Annotated in this window: 4 protein-coding genes and 1 pseudogene; 2 read left to right on the forward strand and 3 right to left on the reverse strand. The window is 69.7% G+C overall.

All coding sequences use genetic code 11. The features are described 5' to 3' along the window. Positions 1-396 (reverse strand): annotated as a pseudogene (locus tag AC1DZ6_RS22930) (cobaltochelatase subunit CobT); the annotation flags it as partial. Between the two features lie 122 nt (positions 397-518). Here AC1DZ6_RS22930 and AC1DZ6_RS22935 point away from each other — a divergent pair. Continuing rightward, complete coding sequence (locus AC1DZ6_RS22935; protein WP_477099419.1) at positions 519-698, forward strand: DUF1328 domain-containing protein; 180 nt, start codon at positions 519-521, stop codon at positions 696-698. A 187-nt stretch (positions 699-885) separates the two neighbouring features. Here the strand turns inward: AC1DZ6_RS22935 and AC1DZ6_RS22940 are convergent, their stop codons facing one another. After that, the gene (locus tag AC1DZ6_RS22940; RefSeq protein ID WP_477099420.1) at positions 886-2,055 is read right to left on the reverse strand and encodes a DUF3089 domain-containing protein; all 1,170 of its coding nucleotides are present in this window, start codon (positions 2,053-2,055) and stop codon (positions 886-888) included. A 217-nt stretch (positions 2,056-2,272) separates the two neighbouring features. Beyond that, positions 2,273-2,587: a hypothetical protein gene (locus AC1DZ6_RS22945; protein ID WP_477099421.1), complete on the reverse strand. Its 315-nt coding sequence runs from the start codon at positions 2,585-2,587 to the stop codon at positions 2,273-2,275. Between AC1DZ6_RS22945 and AC1DZ6_RS22950 the strand changes: the two genes are divergently transcribed. Further along, positions 2,549-2,795, forward strand: a 247-nt coding sequence (locus tag AC1DZ6_RS22950) for a hypothetical protein (RefSeq protein ID WP_477099422.1), incomplete at its 3' end; no start/stop codon positions are given. The two genes, AC1DZ6_RS22945 and AC1DZ6_RS22950, sit on opposite strands and share 39 nt — an antisense overlap.

A 2,795-nucleotide genomic window follows, 5' to 3' on the forward strand; every position in this document is an offset into this window, starting at 1 on the left:
GGTCAGGCCCTGCTTTTCGAGGCGGGCCTCCAGGGCGGCGGTCAGGTTCTGGCGGACGCCGCCCAGGGCGTTGGACCCGATCGCTTCCAGCCGGGCCTGCTCGATGGCCTCGAAGGCCGCCTGGCCGTCGGGCGAGCTGGGCCGGGCCCGGGCGTGGGCGACGTTGTCGTGGTGGGCCAGGCGCAGGGCCATCTGGTCGGCCAGGCCCCGGATGCGGGCGGCCTCCTTGGGGTTCAGGTCGCGCGGCGGATGGGGCAGCACCGCCCGGTTGCCGATCAGGCTGGGACCTTCGCCCGAGAACACCACCTCCAGGTCGGGGGTCTCGGCGAGCGACCGCGCCGCGTGGGCCAGGGCGCGCTTGAACGGTTCGGTCGGGCTTTCGGGCTTGGAGGCCATGTCAGTGGGTTACCGAGCGAACGCGGCGAACACAAGACGGCCAAAGGGAACAGTGCGCGCCAAGGCCGCGTTTGCGTGGTCCGAGCTCGCGACGGGCGGGCCAGTGCTTTGAGGAAACGACCATGTTGAAGTGGGCCATCATCCTGGCGGTCATCGCCCTGATCGCCGGCGCCCTGGGCTTCACCGGCATCGCCGGCGCGGCGGCGGGCATCGCCAAGATCCTGTTCTTCCTGTTCCTGATCGGCTTCATCATCTTCGCCGTCCTGGGCGTGACGGTGTTCAAGAGCGTCACCAGGGACTGAACATGCTGGGGACATGCCCTCGGGCATGTCCCCAATCGTGCGGCGATCACTTGCCCCCTACGGATCGCTTCGCGATCCTCTTCCCCCACAGGGGGAAGAGGACGCTGTGCGTGGCCCTCCTCCGCCCCCTATGGGGGCGGACAGGCGGCGAAGCCGCCAGGTGGGGGCAAGTCCGTGAGCCGCCGACCTATTTCGCGGCCGCCGTATAAGCCTTCGACTGCGCCCCGACCACGCCGACCAGATCCCCGATCGTCAGGTTCACGTCGACCAGGTGCAGGCCCCAGTCCTTAAGGGGCTGGCCCAGCACCAGCAGGTCGCCGGGGATGTTGTCGGCGCGGGGATCGGCCTTGTCGGGGTGCACCGTCACGGCCAAGTAGTCGAAGCCGCCCTGGCTGACGCATTCGGCCGAGACCAGGCCCGGCAGCGCCACATAGGGCGTCGAGACGCTGACGTCCTTGGCCCAGACCGTGGCCGGGCGCATGGCCGTGCCCATGATCGTGCGGTCGCTGAAATAGCTCTTCACCGTCGCCGAACCGCCGCCCAGGGCCGCGGGATTGACGCAGGCGGCCTTCAGGCCCGGCTCGGGCACCTTGCCGAAGAACTTGCTGGTGGCCGGCGGCGGGCTGTCGGCGCGGAACGAGACGTAACTGATCACGCAGCCGGTCTGGCCGGTCTTGCGGCACAGGGGCAGCGAGCCGTAGCTGTCCTTGGCCGGATCGACGGGCGTGTTCATGCCCAGGATCAGGGCCGAGACCACCTGCTTCTGAACCGGCTTGCCGTCGATCTCCTCCTTGATCAGCCGCAGCAGGACGCGCGAGCCCTGCGAGTGGCCGACCAGCACCACGCCGCGGCCGTGGTTGTCGCGGGCCAGGTAGTCCTTCCAGGCGGCCAGAACGTCGGCATAGGCCAGCTCGCCGTCGCCGGTCGAGGCCTGGCCCATCATCACCTTGCGCAGGGCCGCGATGGTCACCTGGCGGTAGCTGGGGGCGTACAGCTTGCAGACCGAGCCGAAACGGGCGAACTGCTGGTCGGCCACGGCCTTTTCCGGCAGGTCCGGCGTCATGTCGCTGTTGCCGCCCGGGTCGGACGACACCGTCGGGTAGACGTAGAAGCAGTCGATCGGCGCGTTGGGGTCGGCCTTGAAGGTCTCGACGCTGGTCGAACCGTTCGCCTGGATCACCGTGGCGGTCTGGTCGGCGGCGCAGGCGTCCGCCCGGCCGGGACGGCACAGCCAGTTCTCGTCCTTGGCGTAGTCGTTCGGTATGGGCGGCGGGGTGGACGAGTTGCGGGCGCAGGCTGTCGTGCTCAAGCCCAGCGTCGTGATCAGGCCCAGCGCGGCCCACAGCTTCCGTGACATCGACATCCCCTCCAACGCTTGTTTGGAGCGGAGGATGGCTTGGGATGAGGAGGAAGGGAAGACACCTCATTTAGCACCCCAAGAACTGTCATCCCGGACGAGCGCGCAGCGCGAAGATCCGGGACCGACGCGTGAACTCAGAGCTTCCGGCGGTCCCGGATCTGCGGCCCTTCGGGCTTTGTCCGGGATGACAACCGTTGGGTGGCGGCGAAAGCCCCTACGCCGGCAGCCAGCGCCTCGGAAACTTGTCGCCCAGGGCCCGCGCCTCGCCCGGCTTCAGGCCCAGTTCGCGCATCTTGAAGGCCACCACCTCGCGCAGGGCCTCGACCGGCTCGCGGCCGCCGGACGGGCTGGAGGCGACTGGGCCAGCCTGCATGGCCAGGTCGACGGCCGTCCACTCGGCCTGGGCGCGGTCGGCCTTGCCGACGGCGAAGTAGTGGCGGACCGGCAGGCGTTCGCCGACGATCTCGACCATCACGCCGACGACCCAGCCTTGAACGATCAGATCGGCGTCGGGGCGCTGGCGGAACATCCAGCCGGTGTAGCGATTTGTGGGCGCGGCTCAAGCGTCGCCGCAATTGGCCCTGGCGGCGCCGTAAATCGGCCGGGCGAGCCGTCGCAACCTGCGGACGAGAAGCGGGCGGAGCGGTCGATGGTCGCGCGAGGGCGGTGGCGAGGGCGGCTGGCGGCGGGCGGCGCGGGCCTGGCGATCAATGTCGGCCTGCTGGCCCTGCTGACCC

The sequence above is a fragment of the Caulobacter sp. P1_B12_2 genome (assembly GCF_056406675.1).

Excerpts from the sequence above, each read along its gene's own strand:
- AC1DZ6_RS22935 (WP_477099419.1), top strand. The coding sequence starts at position 519 with ATGTTGAAGTGGGCCATCATCCTGGCGGTCATCGCCCTGATCGCCGGC.
- AC1DZ6_RS22940 (WP_477099420.1), bottom strand. The coding sequence starts at position 2,055 with ATGTCACGGAAGCTGTGGGCCGCGCTGGGCCTGATCACGACGCTGGGC.
- AC1DZ6_RS22945 (WP_477099421.1), bottom strand. The coding sequence starts at position 2,587 with ATGTTCCGCCAGCGCCCCGACGCCGATCTGATCGTTCAAGGCTGGGTC.